The organism is Paenibacillus sp. WLX2291 (genome assembly GCF_046603665.1).
GTDB lineage: Bacteria > Bacillota > Bacilli > Paenibacillales > Paenibacillaceae > Saccharibacillus.
Map to the genome: position 1 here is coordinate 2,939,515 of NZ_CP176755.1, position 16,594 is coordinate 2,956,108.

12 protein-coding genes are annotated in these 16,594 nt (G+C 45.4%); 6 read left to right on the forward strand and 6 right to left on the reverse strand.

Annotated features, from left to right (window positions below):
- The 5 genes from ACDE64_RS12475 to ACDE64_RS12495 all read right to left on the reverse strand — a co-directional run bounded on the left by ACDE64_RS12475 (nt 1) and on the right by ACDE64_RS12495 (nt 6,694).
- Entirely contained in the window at nt 1–669 is a 669-nt protein-coding gene (locus tag ACDE64_RS12475) for a PspA/IM30 family protein (protein ID WP_411342523.1), read from the reverse strand.
- A 600-nt stretch (nt 670–1,269) separates the two neighbouring features.
- Entirely contained in the window at nt 1,270–2,955 is a 1,686-nt protein-coding gene (locus ACDE64_RS12480) for a copper amine oxidase N-terminal domain-containing protein (protein WP_411346784.1), read from the reverse strand.
- A 281-nt stretch (nt 2,956–3,236) separates the two neighbouring features.
- Complete coding sequence (locus ACDE64_RS12485; protein WP_411346971.1) at nt 3,237–4,265, reverse strand: NADH:flavin oxidoreductase/NADH oxidase; 1,029 nt, start codon at nt 4,263–4,265, stop codon at nt 3,237–3,239.
- Between the two features lie 262 nt (nt 4,266–4,527).
- Complete coding sequence (locus tag ACDE64_RS12490) at nt 4,528–5,250, reverse strand: amino acid ABC transporter ATP-binding protein (protein WP_411342525.1); 723 nt, start codon at nt 5,248–5,250, stop codon at nt 4,528–4,530.
- A complete protein-coding gene (locus ACDE64_RS12495; RefSeq protein WP_411346972.1) occupies nt 5,237–6,694 on the reverse strand; it encodes an ABC transporter substrate-binding protein/permease in 1,458 nt (485 codons plus the stop codon). The genes ACDE64_RS12490 and ACDE64_RS12495 overlap by 14 nt, the downstream gene beginning before the upstream one ends.
- A 472-nt stretch (nt 6,695–7,166) precedes the next feature.
- Between ACDE64_RS12495 and ACDE64_RS12500 the strand changes: the two genes are divergently transcribed.
- Nucleotides 7,167–8,363 carry a M20 family metallopeptidase gene (locus tag ACDE64_RS12500; protein WP_411346973.1) on the forward strand — a complete coding sequence of 399 codons (1,197 nt, stop codon included), beginning with the start codon at nt 7,167–7,169 and terminating at the stop codon, nt 8,361–8,363.
- Between the two features lie 53 nt (nt 8,364–8,416).
- Complete coding sequence (locus ACDE64_RS12505) at nt 8,417–9,541, forward strand: hypothetical protein (protein WP_411346974.1); 1,125 nt, start codon at nt 8,417–8,419, stop codon at nt 9,539–9,541.
- A 195-nt stretch (nt 9,542–9,736) separates the two neighbouring features.
- On the opposite strand, the gene ACDE64_RS12510 is transcribed toward ACDE64_RS12505, so the two are convergent.
- Complete coding sequence (locus tag ACDE64_RS12510; protein WP_411346975.1) at nt 9,737–10,036, reverse strand: hypothetical protein; 300 nt, start codon at nt 10,034–10,036, stop codon at nt 9,737–9,739.
- Nucleotides 10,037–10,329: 293 nt separating this feature from the next.
- On the opposite strand from ACDE64_RS12510, the gene ACDE64_RS12515 reads away from it, so the two are divergent.
- From ACDE64_RS12515 to cydC, 4 genes are read left to right on the forward strand one after another with little or no spacing between them, the layout of a single operon-like run.
- A complete protein-coding gene (locus tag ACDE64_RS12515) occupies nt 10,330–11,697 on the forward strand; it encodes a cytochrome ubiquinol oxidase subunit I (protein WP_411346976.1) in 1,368 nt (455 codons plus the stop codon).
- Nucleotides 11,694–12,707, forward strand: a complete 1,014-nt coding sequence (locus ACDE64_RS12520; RefSeq protein WP_411346977.1) for a cytochrome d ubiquinol oxidase subunit II — start codon at nt 11,694–11,696, stop codon at nt 12,705–12,707. Before ACDE64_RS12515 ends, ACDE64_RS12520 begins: the two co-directional genes overlap by 4 nt.
- Before the next feature lie 14 nt (nt 12,708–12,721).
- On the forward strand, nt 12,722–14,617 hold the full coding sequence (cydD, locus tag ACDE64_RS12525) for a thiol reductant ABC exporter subunit CydD (RefSeq protein WP_411346978.1): 1,896 nt from the start codon (nt 12,722–12,724) through the stop codon (nt 14,615–14,617).
- Complete coding sequence (cydC, locus tag ACDE64_RS12530; protein WP_411346979.1) at nt 14,614–16,323, forward strand: thiol reductant ABC exporter subunit CydC; 1,710 nt, start codon at nt 14,614–14,616, stop codon at nt 16,321–16,323. The genes cydD and cydC overlap by 4 nt, the downstream gene beginning before the upstream one ends.
- Nucleotides 16,324–16,594: the final 271 nt, after the last annotated feature.

Genomic DNA, 16,594 nt, shown 5'->3' on the forward strand with positions numbered 1-16,594 from the left:
TTATTGCTTTTCGTATTGCTTCATCAGCGCAGACAGTTCGTCCTCGATCTCCTTGTTCGTGCCAAGTGCTTCGATTTCGTCGTCCAGCGATTTGCCTTTGGTGTTCATCTCGTTGCTTGCTTCGGCGCGTGCTTCCATTTGCAACATTTTGTCTTCCATGCGCTTCATACCGGAAGCGGCTGAATCGGCGCTGAACCCATTCATCGTTTTGTTGATCTCGGTTTGTGCCTTCGCTGCGTTATAGCGAGCAACCAAAGTTTCGCGCTTGTTCTTCATCTCGTTCAGCTGCTTGCGCATCTCTTCCAATTTGCCACGCAGATTGTCAGCTGCCGCTTTGTTTTGGTCAAAATTAGCTTTGTATTCGTCACGCTTCGCTTCGGCGCTTTTCTTTTCTTCCAGCGCACGACGAGCGAGATCAATGTTTTGTGCTTGAGCAGCAACATGCGCTTGCTCTTCACGTTTTTTCACTAGTGCATCCTGTTCTTCGTACAATTGCTTAAAACGCTTCTCAATAGCAATTTGTGAAGCGACTGCTTTTTCCGCATCTTCCAGATCGGCTGCCATATCGCGAATATACTGATCTGTCATTTTGATCGGGTCTTCTGCCTTTTCGATCAGGGCGTACACATTGGACAGCGTAAGATCACGCAAACGTTTGAAAATAGACATAACTTTGTTCCCTCCACTTGATTATTTAAAATGCGCAATGCCTAACACAAAACCCCGGTCATGCACACCCGGTTGTTTGTTATGCAGGTTAATACGGAGAAACATACATATGGTTTCAGCTTCAATTCTCAGGTGTGCCAGCACCCTATCGACTGGTAGAACGAACGGACGGCATAGAGTATGTACAACTATGTTCCATGAATATCCAGATCGCTCTATCATCATTAAAGCTCGCTCTGGAAACACATGTTTTCCATTAAGAGGTAATAAATAATTACCCAAACAGATATGCCTTTGATTCTCAACACATTCATTTTAGCGGATATTAGGACTATAGTCTATATTCAAGCATGTGAAATGGCATATTTGCACAAATGCGCAAGAAGATCATTTCAGTCATCTATTCAATTTAACCTTGTCGTACTTATCGATAACATAGATCATGACACATAAATACCCCTCATCAGTGGTTGGGGAGCCACCGATAAGGGGTATCTGTTCATTCAGAAGGGGTTGGATGGTTTGTAGTCAACCACGTCGCCGGGACGAAGGGCGAGTGATTGGATTTTAGCGTGTTGTTACAAACAGATTATTGCTGTATTACATCGATTTGGTCAGTGTGATTGAGCTGTTGTTGTCGCTCCATTCTACATCCCAGCCAAGCAGTTCAGTGATCGAGCGCAGTGGTACAACCGTACGACCATCGCTGTTCACCATTGCTGTTGCGGACAGTTTTTTGGTTTGACCATTTACTACGACTGTATCTTTGCCAATCCAGAATTTCATAGTATCGGAACCAGCAGTTACAGTTACTTCGTTAGCTGCTTTGTTCCAAGTTACTTTCGCACCGATTCCTTCGCCCAAATAGCGCAGTGGAATATACGTAGTGCCATTCATAACCATTGGAGCAGTATCCATCATCGTTGTTTTACCATCGATTTTCAGCGTTTTGCTGTTCAGCTTCATCCAGATCATCATATCATCAGAAGTCGAAGTCGATGGTGTAGATGTGCTTGGTGTTGTTGGAGTTGGTGCTGGTGTCGTTGTTTGCGGTTGCTCTGCTGGTGCAGAAGCTGTTGCAAATTTGTCAGGGTATTGTTTTACAATTGCGCCACCCAGTGCTTCGCCGATACCGAACATTGTTTTGTAGCCTTCACGGTCGGCAGTGTAAGAACCAGCATAGTCTTTGCTTGCATATTTATCAATGACAGCTTGTACTTGATCTTCGTGTGTCATCAGTGCATTTTGGGCTGCGCTAGCTGGCAGGTTGTTGGCTGTAGCTGTACCTAAGAAGCTAGCGAAGTCTTTTGTAAATGTAGTGATGCGATCTTTCACTGCTGTCAATGCTGCTTGATCATTCTTTTTCAGTGCATCTACATAGTCGCTTTGTGCTTTGATGTGATTAGTTACCCAGATTTGTTCGAATTGATCAGCACCTGCATTGCCATAGATAGATGCAATCGCTGCTTTGAAATCGTTTGTGTTGCCTGCTTCAGCGGCAATCAGTGCATCAGAAGCAGCAGATTTACCATCATACTGCTCTTTCATTTGCAGTGTGGACAGTGCAAAGTGCTCAGCTGCCAGATGGTTCAATGCAGAACGCAGATCAGCGGCTGGTGTATCAACGCTCGTGTTGTCAAACATTGCTGGTTTTTGCGCTACGATAGCACCGGACAATGCTTTACTGATAGTAAACATCGTGTTCAGACCTTCACGATATTCTGTATACGCACCGCTGTAATCGCCAGCTACGTATTTTTCAAATACATCTTGTACTTCATCTTCATGCAGGCGAATAGCTTTGGCTGCTGCATCTTCAGGCAGTTTATTTTCAGTTGCTGTTGCCAGGAAAGCGGAGAATTCATCGACAAACGTTTGAACTTTCGCTTCGGCTGCTTTCACAGCTGTCTGGTCATTCGCTTTTGTTGCTTTTACCAGTTCATCAGTGTATTGGTTATGAGCACGGAAGATACGCTCGAACTCGTCAGCTCCTTGTTTGCCGTACAGAGATTCGATAGCAGGTCCCATATCGACCGCATTCTGGTCGAGTGCTTTGTAAGCTTCGGCTGCATCAGGTGCGCCTTCATATGCTTTGGTCATTGCTTCAACAGCCAGTTTAAAGTGCTCGGATAAAAGATAATCCAGACCTGCACGTAATTCCGCTGCTTTGGTGCTTACTGTTGGTGCTGTTGTAGTAGTGGAATTCATGTCTGCCGCAAAAGCACCAGTAGTCGGCACAAGCAGAGATAACGTCAAAACAGGTGCAATTATTTTTTTCATCTTCATCATTAAAAACTCCTTTGCAAAAATGATTGTTGTTGACTGTTCCTATCCCTATCAACGCGGATGGTTTCCATTTGGATCACATCTTCGCAAAAAATTATTTCAAAATGGTTAAAAGTAGCTGCACTATTTTGCCACAAATCCAAGCACCGTGCGGCTTGCAGGTGACAAATATGCATCTACATTTATTTCAACTTTGTCATTTTTAATATAGCAAAAACGCCATTTTCCAAAGTTACATTTCGGAAAATGGCGTTCTCTGACGTATTAATTGCGTGAAACGATTATTTGCGGTAGCCGCGCAAGTATGGAACAGGAACATCCGCTTCCACTTGCAAAGCTTTGGCTGCATGGACAGGCCAATATGGATCGCGCAGCATTGCACGTCCAATCGCAACCAGATCAGCCTGATCTTGCTCTAGTACGCGCTCAGCATCTTCGTACTCATCCAATAAGCCAACAGCAATGACAGGAATATTCAGTGCACGTTTCAATTGTGCAGCCATTTCCGCTTGATATGCAGGGACGACCTTCATGCCACCTGCTCCAACCGGGCCTTCTCCACCGGAAGATACATGTAACATATCAACTCCAGCATCGCGGTAACGACGACATGTATCTTCAATCTCGTTCACGCTATACCCATGATCTACATATTCGCGTGCCGATACTCTCATTAATACTGCCATATCGTCCGGTACTGCTTTTCGAACGGCTTGAACGACTTTTTCTCCAAACAATGGCAGATCTTTGCCGTACTCATCATCGCGCTTGTTCACAAGTGGAGAATGGAACTGATGCACCAGATAACCATGTGCTCCATGAATCTCTACGGTGTCAAAGCCCGCTTCTACGGCGCGTCGTGCAGCATCACCGTATGCCTGAATCAGTTCTTCGACCTCTGCTGTAGACAGCGCGTGCGGCTCCTTGTAGCCTTCTCCATCGTACGCAATCGCAGATGGCGCAACCGGCGGATTGGCATCTTCTGCTTTGCGCCCAGCGTGACCGAGCTGAATACCGATTTTGCTACCATAGTTGTGAACTTGATCGACAATATGGCGCCATGCTGGGATAAAGTCATCCGACCAGATTCCAGTATCTTCGTCGGTAATGCGTCCATCTGGATGAACCGCCGTCATTTCTACAATGATCAGACCAGTGCCGCCAACAGCGCGGCTAATATAGTGAACGTTATGCCATTCGTTGGGCATTCCGTCTTTGGTATGCACGGAGTACTGGCACATCGGCGGCAAAACCACACGATTTTTCAGCTCCAGGTTTTTTAGTTTATAAGGTGTAAACAACTTCGCCACAGTACATTCCTCCAATAAGTAAAATAACTGATAGTACAATAGAAGATTATCCTTTTACAATATATAAACAATATCAAATAAAGGATTCCATTCGAATCGGCATTATCGGTAATCATTATATACTATATTACTAATAATAACAATTTACGAGAACCTGTAATACGTTATACAAAAAAAGCATATGATCATTCATCCTTATTCGGATCAATGATCATATACTTTGCGATTGTTCCTTAGTGAATCGCCATCATACGGCGATCTTTTACAATACTTTGCTGAGGAAGTCCTGAGTACGCGGGTGCGAAGGTGCGCCGAAGACCTGCTCCGGTGTGCCCTGCTCCACAATTTGCCCACCATCCATGAAGATGATACGGTCGCCAACTTCACGTGCGAAACCCATCTCATGCGTGACAATGACCATTGTCATGCCCTGTTGAGCGAGTTTTTTCATAACTTCCAGCACTTCGCCAACCATCTCTGGGTCGAGTGCAGATGTCGGCTCGTCAAACAGCATCACATGCGGCTGCATTGCCAGTGCACGAGCAATCGCAATGCGCTGCTTCTGACCACCAGACAGCTGATTTGGATAGCTGTCTTTTTTGTCAGACAGACCGACGGTTTGTAGCAGATCGAGAGCGATCTTCTCGGCTGCTGCTTTGTCGAGCTTTTTCACTTTGATCGGTGCAATCGTCAGGTTTTGCAGTACCGTTTTGTGTGGAAACAGATTGAAGTGCTGGAACACCATGCCCATATTTTTGCGAGCACTGTCGATATCGTACTTGCGGGCAGTAATCAGTTCATTTTCAAAATAAATCTCGCCGCCTGTCGGCTGCTCTAGCAGATTCAGACAACGCAAAAATGTACTTTTCCCCGATCCACTTGGACCAATTACAACGACAACTTCGCCCTGTGCAATCTCGATATCGATGCCGGTGAGCACCTGATTTTTGCCAAAAGACTTTTGTAGACCTTTAACGTCGATCACTTACACTCCATCTCCTTTCCAAGATGCCCAGCAATTTGGACAATACAAATGTCATTACAAAGTAAATGGCTGCTGCAATCAGCAACGGATTTAATGCGGAATACGTAATACTGCGTACTGCTTGCGCTTGGAACATCAGATCGGCGACCCCGATAAAGGAAACGATCGATGATTCCTTGATAATGACGATAAACTCATTACCGATTGCTGGCAATACACTTTTGACTGCTTGCGGGATAATAATGTGGCGCAATGTTGCACCATACGACATACCGAGCGAACGTGCCGCTTCGGACTGTCCACGATCCACACCCTGAATACCAGCTCGGAAAATCTCTGCCAAATAAGCAGAGCTATTGATCGATAGCGTAATAATACCAGATTGCAATACGCTGAATTCAATATGGAACGTTTGCGCAATCCCATAATGGATGATCAGCAATTGCACCAGCATCGGTGTACCACGCAAAATCTCAATATACGTCATCGCGATCCAACGCAGAATACCTACGTTCGACAAGCGCATGAGCGCTACGATCAGACCGATTACAAAACCGAACAGTACGCCCAGTGCGGAGAGCAACAGTGTATACTGCACGCCTTTGGCATAATAATGGCGATAATCCCAGAAAATATTGAAGATGTTGGACGAAGCTTTCTGCTCATCTGAATTCAAGGCAGTTGCGTCCTGCACGAACTTGGAAACCTCATCTGTCTTCTTTAATTCAGCCAGTGTACCGTTGATCTGGCTCAATAACTCAGTATTACCTTTTTCTACAGCAATCGCCATCTCGGTATCACTATCTGGAATGGTTGCTGCTGTGATAGCCAGGTCGCTACTATTGGCAACTTGACCTTCTGCTACAGGCCCTTCCATAACTGCTGCATCTACACGACCGGATTGCAATTGCAGTACGATATCAGAAATGCGGTCAACCGAAGTCAACTTGGCACCTTCGATATCTTTGGCGATACCTTCTTGGATCGAACCTTTTTGTACGCCGATGGATACACCTTTCAGGCTGTCCAGCGTAGCGTATTTATCCTTGTCTTCCGCACGGGTCATGATAACCTGACGCGAAATATAGTAGGAATCCGAGAAATCGACATTTTTACGGCGTTCCGCTGTTGGCGTCATACCGGAAATGATCATATCGATCCGTCCGCTGTCCAAAGCGGGCAGCAAACTGTCAAACGGAATGTCTTGAATTTCTAACTGCGCGCCCATATCTGCGGCGATGCGCTTGGCAATCTCTACATCAGAACCGACGATCTGATCTTCACCGTCGATATTTTTGCGAAACTCATACGGTGCAAAATCCGCGCTCAAGCCGACAATAATCTTTTTGCCGGAACCTTCTGAGGCAGATGCCAGAGGTACAATCATAAAAAACAGCATCAGCATGCTGAGTGTACATGCAAGCCATGGTTTTAGTGCTTTCAACCTTCTATCTCCTTTACGTCCTATGATGTGGATGGTGCTTGTTCCTATGTGACTTTGGAGTCAACCGGGTTATTATAAATGAAATTGTATGATTATTCAATGGTTTTGTATACATGAGTGGGAATAAATTGGGACGCTATAGCAATTTAAAATAGGTTGGTTGTGAGTACAACCGCTGCGGAAAAGGATTGGGGAACGAACTTGAGTAGAGGCACGAGAATCTTTTGGATTAGGAGTAAATGAAGATTCTCGCACCTCCAAAATCGTTCTTTTCCCCAATTCCTTTTCCTCCGCTAGTGCAATCAAGTATCTTTGAATGTATCTAGTTTATTTTCAAGCTTTCTTTACTGTAGTGCAAAGTAAACCAGCTTGTTCCAAACTGAAATTCGTTTGCAACACACTTGATTCCGCCATCATGCTATACTGTTAGCAGGTACACCTTTACATATTTGATCCAAAGGAGAATTACATCATGAGTCATGAGCAACTGAAACAGCAGATTAGAGCTACGATTGAGCAGAATGCGGAAGCGTTTCAAGCGGTATCGACGTATATTGGACAGAATCCGGAATTGGGCAGTGAGGAGTTTAAAGCTTCGGCGGCTTTGAAACAGGTGCTGGTGGAGCATGGGTTTGATGTGCAAGGGGCTGCACTTGGGATTGAGACGGCGTTTTTGGCTACGTATTCGGCAGCAAAGCCGGGTCCTGTTGTCGGGTTGATGTGTGAGTATGATGCGTTGCCTGAGATTGGGCATGCGTGCGGGCATCATCTGATTTGTATGATGAGTGTCGGTGCGGCGGTTGGGCTAAAGAGTGTACTGGATGAGATTGGCGGTACGATTCGCGTGTATGGTACACCAGCAGAGGAAACGCGCGGGGCGAAGGTTCCGATGGCAGCAGCAGGCTGGTTTGATGATTGCGATTTTGCGATGATGGCGCATCCGTATTATGCGTATGAAGAATCGGGAATTTCGCTGGCAATGGATGCGCTACAATTTGAGTATTTTGGTAAATCGGCTCATGCGGCAGCTAGTCCACAGCATGGTATCAACGCATTGGATGCGGTATTGCAGCTATTTAACGGCGTAAATGCAATGCGACAGCAAACGCGTAGTGATACACGGATTCATGGCATTATTAATCATGGCGGTGTAGCTGCCAATGTCATCCCAGATTATGCGTCTGCACAATTTTATGTACGTTCAGGTAGTCGTGCGTATACGAATGAGCTGGTAGAGCGTGTAAAAAACGTCGCTCACGGTGCAGCACTCCAAACCGGTTGCCGTTTGGAAATTTGTAATTATGAATATTCCTATGATGAGCTGATTACGAATCAGACACTATCAGCTACGTTTAACCGCAACCTGATTGCTAACGGTATTGCCCTAGACGAAATTCATTCTGGCAAAGATGCAGGTTCGCTTGATCTCGGCAACGTCTCCGTACGCTGCCCTGCGATTCATCCATATATGAAGGTGACGGACGAAAAGCATGAACTGCACAGCATTGGTTTCCGTGATCGCGCGCAGGAACCGCAAGCGCTGGATGCTATGATTTTTACTGGAATTGTACTGGCAGAAACGGCGTTTGATGTAATGACCGATAGTGAACTGCTGCGAGAAATTCGTCACGAATTTGAACAACGTGTGCAGAAGCAAGCTGTACTTTAATATTGTTATCAATTTTATATTCCTGATGTGTATATGAATGGAGGTTTTACGTTATGCCCACGTCATTTACAGTCGTTATTGTTATATTTGCTGTCGTTTTGATTATCATTAATGTATCCAAAAGCAAATCCCAGCAGCAAGGTCGTCGTGCAGCGCAGGATGAGCGATTTTTCCGTAAACATTCTCCCCCTCCTGCTCATCTGGTGCCGCCCGGTCATCCTTGCGAACCGTTAGCGCACAAGTTGTTGCAATCGTTACCGGCTCATTATGACCATCAGCTGCGCCAGCGCATATTGACCGAGCATCCAGAATTGAGTCGGGATGAGTACGAATGGCGCTGGTTTGAGATGAAGCGTTATCTGCTGCTCTGTGCTCTGTTTCGTGAAGTACCGATGTTTAGCGATAAAGTGGATAGTGTATGGCATGAAATGTTGATGTTTACACGGGATTATCAGCAATTTTGTGAGCAATTTTATGGGTATATGCTGCATCATTCTCCGCATGGTGGCAAAGTATCGCTACCAGATCAACGAGCGCTATTTGATTGGGCATATGCGGAGCTATTCCCAATGGAGCGCGCCAATTCGTATTTGTGGGGAAGCTTCTTCCGGTTTCCGTTATCGAAGTCCACGATTAATGAATTACTGATGTTTCATCCGAATCAGCAGGGTCAATGGACGTACAATCGGGCGACATTTGAACATAGCCCGGAAGCCAAGCAGGCGATTTTGTATCTGAATCAGCGTTTTCAGGCGCATAATCAAGCAGTGCTACAAGGTAATAAACCGGGCGATCACCGGAATCGTACAGCCAACCACAATAGCAGTTCTGATTCTAGTAGCTCGTACACATCCAGTTATTATAGCGATAACAATTATGGACTGGGTACGGCAGCAGCGGCATGTGTATACTATTCAGCTTTGCCACCTGCGGATTTCTGTTCATCTATCAATTCCCATTTGCCAACAGACGTGCAACAGCAACATTCCCAAGCGACCTCGCACTCCAGTTCAGCATGCGGAACGGGTTCTTCCGGTTCAGACTATAATTCGGGTCACTCCGGCGGACATCATTCGAATCACTCGGATCATTCCGGTAGTTCGTGCAGTAGTAGCTCGTGTAGTAGTAGCTCATGCAGCAGCGGAAGTTCGTGCAGCTCGTGTAGTAGCAGTTCGTGATTGGAATTTTTATTTTGGTGTGGAGCGCAATAGAGCATTCAATTATTATAAGTAAAAGGAAGGTGGCATCATTCGCTACCTTCCTTTTTGTCGTCTTGAGATATTTCCCAATACTATAGTAAGTATACATGCACCTGCTTAAAAGTTAATCTACTTTAGAAGGTCCCTTTTCTACACAATATAAGCTCATCCTATCTAATAAAGTGCTACTTCCCAATTCTCAAATTCTGGCTCCACTTTGTATTGTTCATCAATATAACTACGAATGAACTGCGCTGCTCTCATTTCTGCATGCTTTGCATTACAGACTACACCTTCCTCATCCATCTCAATGACATTAGCAAAAATCGCATATACTTGCTCCAAAGCACTCGGTTCTTCAAATATACATGAGTAATCCATACCGTTAAGTAATGGTAATCCAACTGTTCCATTTGCAATCCAGAACGAAAACGTTCGAAGAGCACCGCTGAAGGAATGGCTTATTTTTTGCATTGTGATCCTCCTTTATCTTTCAGTTCAAAACTTGACTCCTATGATATCAGTATACTTCTATTCGATCAGTCACACAAAAACAGTAACTCTGTCGTTAAATACAGCTATCCAGAATTACGCCTCTAAATGCAATAGCTCCAAAGGGTTATTGTGCATTTTTTCACTAAATTGACTTAAATCTTTGTTATTTGTTTGAAAATTGTATTAAATATCACATCGCCAATAAAAAAATTGGTACGCTAGGCTCCATCAAGACTCTCATCATAGAGCAGTTAAAAGAAGGGATATCACATATGATCATTGACACAGTATTATGGAGCCGATTGGTAACCGGGCTAACCTTATCTTTTCATGTTATTTTCGCAACGATTGGCGTTGCCATTCCACTTATGATCTCAATCGCAGAATTAGTCGGTATTCGTAAAAAAGACAAGCATTATACGTTAATGGCAAAGCGTTGGACTAGAGGATTTATCATTTCTGTTGCCGTAGGTGTGGTCACAGGAACCGCTATTTCATTGCAATTGGCATTGGTTTGGCCTAACTTTATGCAGCTTGCCGGGAATGTAATTGCGCTCCCGTTATTCATGGAAGTATTTGCTTTTTTCTTTGAAGCTATTTTTCTAGGCATCTATCTGTATACGTGGGAGCGATTCCGCAATCCGTATCTTCACTGGCTGTTAACGATCCCGATTGTTCTGGGCGCAGCCATGTCTGCTGTTTTTATTACTACGGTCAACGGTTTTATGAATCAACCGGACGGATTCGTACTGGAAAATGGACAATTTACGGCAATCTATCCGCTGCAAGCGATGTTTAATGAAGCAACACCATCCAAAGTATTTCACGTACTCACATCCGCTTATATGACTGGCGCCGCCCTGCTAGCAGCCATCGCCGCATTTTCCATTCTCAAAAAAGGTGCTTCTGTATACAGCCAAAAAGCGCTCAAGCTAATGATGAGCGTGCTGCTGATTTTTAGCTTTTTGACTGCCTTTGCAGGCGATGTTTCCGCCAAGTTTCTCGCAGAGCATCAGCCGGAAAAGCTAGCTGCTGCCGAATGGCATTTTGAGACTGAAAAAGGCGCCGATCTGATCTTTCTCGGCTGGTTGAATGCGGAACGCGAAGTGATTGGTGCGCTACATCTACCAAAAGCACTCAGCTTTTTGGCATTTAGCGATTTTAATGCCGAAGTTACAGGGTTGAACGAATTTCCTGCCGATGAGCAACCGCCGCTACTGGTGCATTATTTGTTCGATTTTATGGTTAGCATCGGCTTTGCGTTACTGGCTGTGTCTGTGCTGTTCTTCGTACTCCTATTCTGGAAAAAGCGCAACGAGCATCATCGCTGGATGCTGCGCACGATTGTGTTCGGTGCACCGCTTGCTTTTCTCGCAGTAGAGCTGGGCTGGTTTTATGCTGAAGTCGGACGACAGCCATGGATCATTCGTGGTTATATGCGTGTGGACGAAGCAGCCACCACTTCACCAAGTATAATGCCGCTCTTTTTCGTCTTTTTATTGCTGTATATTATTCTCGGCACATTGTGCATTGTCGTGCTGCGCCGACTGTTCCGCAACAATCCCGCAGAAGCAGAGCTGGAAAAGGCGGCACATGCAGAGGCAACGTTGTCCAAGGAAGCAGGTGATCTGACATCATGAGTTATGAAATGGTCGGAATTTCGGTATTGTGGATTTTTCTGTACGGATATTTGATAATTGCATCCATTGATTTTGGCGCAGGCTTTTTTGCCTTCTATGCGCGGGCAACGGGCAAAGATCATCTGATCAACCGCCTCATTTCTCGCTATCTGTCGCCTGTCTGGGAGATTACGAATGTATTCTTTGTATTTTTCTTTATCGGGCTGATTGGCTTTTTCCCAGATGCTGCTCACTATTATGGAGCGGCGCTGCTAGTGCCGGGCAGCATTGCGATTATTTTGCTGGCGATTCGCGGTTCGTTCTATGCGTTTGAGAATTATGGTTCCAAGAAAAACATCGTTTTTCTGTTTTTATACGGTGCAACTGGATTGCTGATTCCAGCATCGTTATCAGTCGCGCTTGTACTGTCGGAAGGCGGATTTATTATTGAGCAAAATGGCGCTGTACATCTGGAATATGTAAAGTTGCTTACGAGTCCGCTTGCTTGGAGCATTGTCGCTCTGGCGCTGACCTCAGTTCTGTTTATTAGCGCTTGTTTTCTATCCTTTTATGCACATCGGGCAGACGATCGTCCGGCGCTTGAGCTATTGCGCAGTTACGCGTTGTTCTGGAGTACTCCGACCATCATTGCTGCATTTACAGCATTTCTATATTTGAGTCAGCACAATGAACGTCATTTTCAAAATATGATGAATTTGTGGTGGTTGCTCGGTTTATCCGTTCTCTGTTTTCTAATTGTACTGTGGCTGCTGTACAAAGGACGCCATTATGACTGGGCATTTATAGGCGTGATGCTTCAATTCGGCTGTGCCTTTTTTGCTTACGGTATCGGGCATTATCCTTACATTCTCGATCCTTATATTACGGTGCAGGGTAGCGCAACTGGAGAAGCGATGGGGATTGCGCTGATTGCTGCTTTTATCGGCGGACTGCTGCTGCTCATTCCGTCACTTGCCCTCGTATTCCGACTATTTCTTTTTGATGCGGATTATGTCAAAGGCAAACGCTGAGGAGGGATGAATCCATGAAAACAAACGCCGGACTTTTAAAGGAAATTATGCTTGCACATCGCAAACGTACCCGGTTCATACGACTGCTCTCCTTTGCGCTTGGCATCATGACCATCTTGCAAGCTGTACTACTGGCTGAAGGCGTGCAGCAGATCTTTGTTGAATCAGCTCCACTACGCTCATGGACTGTCGTCGCTGGCGCTTTGCTTATCGTAATGATCCTGCGTACTTGGATTTCATATGTAAATGGTTATATCGGGCTAAAGATAGCGGCAGATGCGAAGCGCACACTGCGTCTTCGATTGCTGCGCCTGCTGGCTTCGCATCCGCTGATGTCTGCACGTCAAGGGCAAACCGGCAGTAAAATCAGTGTCGCACTCGATAGCGTTGATGAAGCGGATAGCTATTTTAGCCAGTACGTGCCCAAAATGATCGAAGCGTCTATCGTACCGGTGCTAATTTTGCTAGTTGTGTTCAGTCTGCATGTTCCATCAGGACTTATATTGCTGTTTACCGCTCCATTTATCCCGTTATTTATGGCATTGATCGGTATCCAGACACGGCAAAAATCCGAAGAGAAATTCCAGCAGCTGTCTTTGTTTTCTGGCACTTTTCTCGATTCTCTGCAAGGAATGATTACATTAAAATTGTTTGGACGTACCGGAGAACAACAGCGCACAATGGAACAGCGCAGTTTGGCATATAGGGATTCCACGATGAGTATTTTAAAAGTGGCTTTTACAAATACGTTTGCACTGGAAACAATTGTTATGCTGGGCATCGGTATTGTTGCGTTGGAACTGGCTTTGCAGCTGGTGGTCTTCAAAGCGTTGAATTTTCATGTAGCGTTTCTGATTTTGCTATTGGTACCAGAGTTCTATAATATGCTAAAAAATGCAGGTACAGCATTTCACGGCGGACGTACAAGTATGGGCGCTATTCGCAATATTGAAGCGTTATTGCAGGGTTCAAATGATGGTAGCAACAGTGCGCATATGCAAGAAAATGATGCGAATACTGCTATTCATGCTACAAATGCTACAAATGCTACAAATGCTACAAATGCTACAAATGCTACAAATGCTACAAATGCTACAAATGCTACAAATGCTACAAATGCTACAAATTATGCTGCCCCGTCTTCCCTACTGTCAATTGCCAAACCAAACGCACCTATGATTGAACTGCGACAGCTGGCTTTTCATTATCGTTCTGGAGATTTTGAATTGAACATAGACGGACTATGTATCGAGCCGGGACACAATATTGCGATCGTCGGCAAAAGCGGTGCTGGCAAAACGACACTGCTGCATCTGATTGCCGGGCTGCTTCCTCCTTCCAGCGGCGAAATTCGTGTGGATCATCAGTTATTAACGACTGCAAATGAACAAACATGGTTCTCACAAATCTCGTACATTACACAGCATCCTTATATTTTTGCAGGAACGATTGCCGAAAATATTGTCATATCAGTAGATAGAGAAGTCTCGGCAGTAGAAATCGCGGCGGCAGCTGAATCAGCTGGTTTATCGGAACTGATTGCGGAGTTGGAACATGGTTACGATACCCCGGTAGGTGAAGGTGGACGAGGCTTATCCGGCGGCGAAAAGCAGCGACTTGCTCTCGCACGAGCGTTTTTGAAAAAGCCGTCTGTGCTACTGTTTGACGAACCGACCACCGGTCTTGATTTGCATACAGAACGTATATTGCTGCGTTCGATCCGTCAATTATCACAGCACGCCACAGTCATTACGATTGCGCATCGGCTGCATACGATTCGAGAAGCTGATTGCATTCTGTTTATGGAGCAGGGCAAGCTACTATCCAGCGGCACACATGAGCAATTACTACATGCCGTTCCGCAATATGAGGAAATGATACACACTCGTCGTCAGGAGGTGGTAGGATGAGCGAACTGTCCATTTTTGCCAGAGCAATGCTTCAAGAGCGCAAAGATATACTGCTCTCCATCGGTGCCGGATTTCTCGCTGGGATTGCTGGGGTTGCTTTATTTTCCATGAGTGGGTATCTAATCTCGAAAACGGTCTTCCTCCCTCCTCTTTATACGCTGATCTTACTGGCATCGCTGGTCAAATTGCTGGGACTAACGCGCGCAGCCAGTCGCTATGGCGAGCGTCTGTATTCGCACCGTGCTACATTCTCGTTGCTGAGTCGGCTACGGACGACCTTTTTCGCCAGACTGATTCCGCTGTCGCCAAACGTGTTGAATCGTCAGCGTAGCGGAGATCTGCTCGCTGTAATTGTTGGGGATGTGGAGAGTCTGCAATTTTACTTTTTGCGGGTTGCCTATCCACCGATGATCGTCATATCGGTGTTTTTGGCTACGGTGATCTTCACGTCCTTTTTCTCAATCTGGATTGCATTGTTGTTCGTGCTTGGCATGATCCTGATCGCGTTTGTCGTGCCAGCGGTTATTCGAAAAGGACAGCAAAACCAAGGTGCTGTACGCAAACAACGAGCAGCATTTTCAACTGAGGCAGCGGAAATGATGTATGGCTTTATCGATCTGAAAGTATATCGGCAACTGCAACAGCGTGAGCAACATCTGGCACAGATTTCCGAGGAATTGACCGAGATGCAGCACAACGATGCTACTCGTCTCCTTCGTGGGCAATCTCTGCATGCGTTGACTACCTTTATCATGTCGTGGTGTGTGCTTGCAGTAGGCGCGTGGTTAATTGTTGACGGTTCGATGGAAGGTATCTTTCTAGCGATGCTCATTATGACGGCTATGACGGTATTCGATGAGTCCGCGGCGATGGCGACATTGCCTGCCTACAAGCAGGACAGCGAATTTGCAGCCAAACGCCTGAATGAAATAGTACCGCAAACGCCGCCAGTGCCAGAACCTGTTCAATCATTGCAACATGATGCAGCAGTAGACATAGAACTGGAACATGTCTACTTTCGGTATGAAAACGATTGGCGCTGGACACTACAAGATATCTCCTTACAATTGCCTGCCGGATCAAAAACCGCTATCGTAGGAGCAAGCGGTTCGGGCAAAACCAGCTTATTAGAATTGCTGCTGAAGCTACACACCGCAGATCAGGGACAGATTTCTCTAAATGGTGTACCCATCCGTGAATGGAATACCGATAGCATCTGGAAGCAGAGCCGTGTCGTACTACAGCAAGGTCACTTTTTCCATGGAACATTACGCGAGAATCTACTACTAGAACCGAACGCATTCACCGATGCTCAATTGACAGATTTGCTAGAGCAAGTAAATCTGGGTCATAAAAAACTGGATGATCTCATGCTGGAAAAAGGAGAAAATTGGTCGGACGGTGAGAAGCAGCGTCTGGCGTTGGTTCGTGCCATGCTTACACCTGGTCAAATATGGCTGCTGGACGAGCCTACTTCATCGCTTGATTATGTCACAGAGCGCCATATTCTCCGCCTTCTGATGGAGCGAGTTCAAGATGCTACACTGGTCATGGTGAGTCATAGATTAACCGGATTGGAAGATATGGATCAAATTGTTGTCATGGACCAAGGGAAAATCGTGGAAAATGGCACTTATTGTGAGTTAATGGCGAAGAGAGGTTACTTTTACGAGTTGAAGCAGCTGGAATTGGAGCTGATTAGTTAATTTTTATAATGATGAGAGTAGTATGGTTTGATTATCTATCCAATGAAATACCGGTAATACTCCATTTACAAACAAGTTATACGCAAGCCACCAGTACTCATGAATGTTAATCAAGCCTCGATTTAATAGACAGTTTATAAACACCCTGTAAAACGAACTGGCGTCGGTATTCTATCGGCGTCTATTTGTTTTATTTTCGCTTGGTCGTTTGGTATTGTAAATACGCGTCCAGCAACGTCAGCGGTGTACGTAAACTGACGCTTTTTGCGGA

Excerpts from the sequence above, each read along its gene's own strand:
- ACDE64_RS12475 (WP_411342523.1), bottom strand. The coding sequence starts at position 669 with ATGTCTATTTTCAAACGTTTGCGTGATCTTACGCTGTCCAATGTGTAC.
- ACDE64_RS12480 (WP_411346784.1), bottom strand. The coding sequence starts at position 2,955 with ATGAAGATGAAAAAAATAATTGCACCTGTTTTGACGTTATCTCTGCTT.
- ACDE64_RS12500 (WP_411346973.1), top strand. The coding sequence starts at position 7,167 with ATGAGTCATGAGCAACTGAAACAGCAGATTAGAGCTACGATTGAGCAG.
- ACDE64_RS12505 (WP_411346974.1), top strand. The coding sequence starts at position 8,417 with ATGCCCACGTCATTTACAGTCGTTATTGTTATATTTGCTGTCGTTTTG.
- ACDE64_RS12510 (WP_411346975.1), bottom strand. The coding sequence starts at position 10,036 with ATGCAAAAAATAAGCCATTCCTTCAGCGGTGCTCTTCGAACGTTTTCG.
- ACDE64_RS12515 (WP_411346976.1), top strand. The coding sequence starts at position 10,330 with ATGATCATTGACACAGTATTATGGAGCCGATTGGTAACCGGGCTAACC.
- ACDE64_RS12520 (WP_411346977.1), top strand. The coding sequence starts at position 11,694 with ATGAGTTATGAAATGGTCGGAATTTCGGTATTGTGGATTTTTCTGTAC.
- cydD (WP_411346978.1), top strand. The coding sequence starts at position 12,722 with ATGAAAACAAACGCCGGACTTTTAAAGGAAATTATGCTTGCACATCGC.
- cydC (WP_411346979.1), top strand. The coding sequence starts at position 14,614 with ATGAGCGAACTGTCCATTTTTGCCAGAGCAATGCTTCAAGAGCGCAAA.